This window comes from Protofrankia sp. Cr1 (genome assembly GCF_963555865.1).
Classification (GTDB): Bacteria; Actinomycetota; Actinomycetes; order Frankiales; family Frankiaceae; genus Protofrankia.
Window position 1 is genome coordinate 1 of record NZ_CAUVXO010000679.1, and the last position, 2,605, is coordinate 2,605.

Sequence of the window (2,605 nt, forward strand, 5' to 3'; positions counted from 1 at the left end):
GTACCTGGTCGACGAGGAGGCCGTCGGCTCCGGCCCGGATGCGTTACCACGGGCGTTGGCCCTCGCCAGGACTTTGCACACGGCCGGTTTCGGGTGGGAGTCCTCCTGCCGCGTCGACCAGGTAGTCGACCCGGCGCACGGTCGGTCCTGGCATATCGAGCGGGGGCGTATGTGGCGTCAGCTTGTGGCCCACGGGCTGCGGCGGATGCTGTTCGGCGTCGAATCGGGGGTGACCTCGGTTCTGGACCGGTTCAACAAGGAGACGACCGCCGCGCAGAATGTCCTGGCCATCCGCACACTCTCGGCATTGGGCGTACCCACTCGGTTCACCTACATCACCTTCGACCAGCTTATGGATCTCGGCGAGCTGGAAGCCACCCACGCTTTCCAGGCCCGTACCGACCTGCTACTTCGGCCCCTGCCGCAGCTAACCGTGGAGGAGATCGTCGACGGTGTCCGCGACGAGCAGTTCGTGGCCGCCCACAGCGCCGGCCAGCCGTTCTATACCGGTATCTCTTACCTGCTCGTGTCGATGGAATGCCTGATCGGCGCCGCCTATACGCGTAAAGTTCAGGCGGCTGGTCTCGCCGGCGCTGTCCGCCCTTCGATGGGGCGGGTCGACGCGGAGTTCGCCGATTGGCGCATCGGCCGCTGTTCTTACCATGCCCAACTGTGGGTCGACCGCAACTTCGCCCTCGACTACACGCTGAAGAGTCTGGAGAAGATCCTTGATGGTGCACCTCGTCACCTCGTGCATGCCGCCCGGTTGGTCATCAAGGACGCCGCGTTCGCGCTCCTGACCCAGATGGTCGTCCTCATCGCCCAGGCATTGCCGGCGTCCAACCGCGCCGTCGAATACTTCGACGGCGCGCTACGCGCGGCAATGGACCACCAGTTCGGCCGCCTCGCCGAGGTCTTGACCGCCACAATCAACAGGCTTGTGCCAGGCCTTCACGTCGACGCGGCCGCGCTGGTCCTGCGCGAACATCGCCGGTGGGAAAAGGCGCAGGGCTGGCGGCTGATCAATGCGGTGGATCCGTGCGGCACCTGACGACGTCGACTCCGACCGACAGCGGTGTGACCGAGCGCAACGATGGAGGGAGCACGGTGGCCGGAACGTTTATCGCCCTGGAGGGCCCAGACGGCGTTGGCAAGTCAACGCTTGCCGCCCGACTCGGGTCGGTCGACTACGTCACTGCGGTCGCCAATCTGGACGCCTCCAGCGGCGACAGTCGACCGCTCGTCTTCGTCAGCCGCCGCCAGGTCTCGGCCACCTCAGACTACTCCGCCACGCTCATGGAACAGTTAGCGACGGTGCTGTGGCACAGCGGTGATGCCCCGGACCTGCCCGACGCATTCTGGGTCGCTGTCCAGTCCGCTTGGTTCACCGCACACGCCAGTACCGTCCTCGGGCCGCTGCTGGCCGCCGGCTACAACGTCATCGTCGACGGCTGGGTATACAAGTTCTTTTCCAAGCTGCTGCTGCAGGGCTACACCGAACAAGACCTCAATGTAATCTTCCGGCGGGTACGGATGCCCGACGCCGTGGTGTTGCTGACCGCCGACGTCGGTGCCCTCTACGACCGCCGCGGCGCCGCATTCCGGCTCGCTGAACTCGGCATGCACGCCGGATACTCCGCGCTGGGCCGGGCCACCTTCATCGAGTACCAGCAACGCGGCCTCGACATCCTGCGGACCTTCGCCGAGCAACGCGGCTGGTCCACCGTCCCACTCCAAGTAGACGCGACCATCGAGGACTGCCTGTCAATCCTCGGGCCGCTCGTTGCAGGCCTTCGCGTCCCGGAGACACACCATCCTGCCAGTCCCACCCCGTAAGCCACATCAAGCCTTGGAGGTTTCCTTCCGATGGCAGCCCTCGCCGCCCACGGCGGACCGAAGACCCTGGAGCTTCCCGGCCCGCACTACCAGTGGCCGATCATCAACGACAGTCTCAGGCAGGCGATACTCGCCCAGACCGAACGTTCCCTGTCCGACCGCGACTCAACCGGGATCATCGGGGAGTTTGAGAGGGCGTTCGCCACGTTCGTCGACGCCCCCTACGCGGTGTCTTTCGCCACCGGTACGTCCGCGATCCACGCGATGAGCCGCATCGCAGGATTACGACCCGGGGATGCCATCCTCGCGCCCGCCTACACGTTCCCGGCCACTGCCTCACCGTTTGCCTTCGAGGGCGTCGAAGTAGTCTTCGCGGACGCCGACGAGTACGGCAACGTCACCGCCGACACTCTCGCCGACCGGTTGCAACCAAACGTTCGCGCGGTCATCGTCACCCACATGTGGGGAAACCCCTGCGGCATGGAGGAGATCGCCGAGTTCTGTCACGAGCACGGGCTACTCCTGTTGGAGGACTGCTCGCACGCCCACTTCGCCTCCTGCGCCGGGCGCCATGTCGGCAGCCTGGCAGACATGGCCGTCTACTCCACGAACCAGAAGGCAATCACCACCGGTGAGGGCGGTGTCCTGACCATGTCGCAGCTGCGATTCCGGGACCTGGCGCTGCTCTTCGGCCACTACAACAAACGGTGTAAAACCGAAATCGATCCGGCGGCCGACTACTACCCGTTCGCATTCACCGGTATGGGCC

Annotated in this window: 2 protein-coding genes and 1 pseudogene; all 3 read left to right on the forward strand. The window is 65.4% G+C overall.

Annotation, left to right across the window (positions count from 1 at the left end):
• Positions 1-1,051: pseudogene (locus U9980_RS27870) on the forward strand (radical SAM protein); the annotation flags it as partial.
• A 56-nt stretch (positions 1,052-1,107) separates the two neighbouring features.
• Positions 1,108-1,836, forward strand: coding sequence for a hypothetical protein (locus U9980_RS27875; protein WP_322770652.1), 729 nt, complete (start codon positions 1,108-1,110; stop codon positions 1,834-1,836).
• 30 nt (positions 1,837-1,866) lie between these two features.
• Positions 1,867-2,605 (forward strand): DegT/DnrJ/EryC1/StrS family aminotransferase (locus U9980_RS27880; RefSeq protein WP_322770653.1); only part of this gene is annotated, 739 nt, incomplete at its 3' end.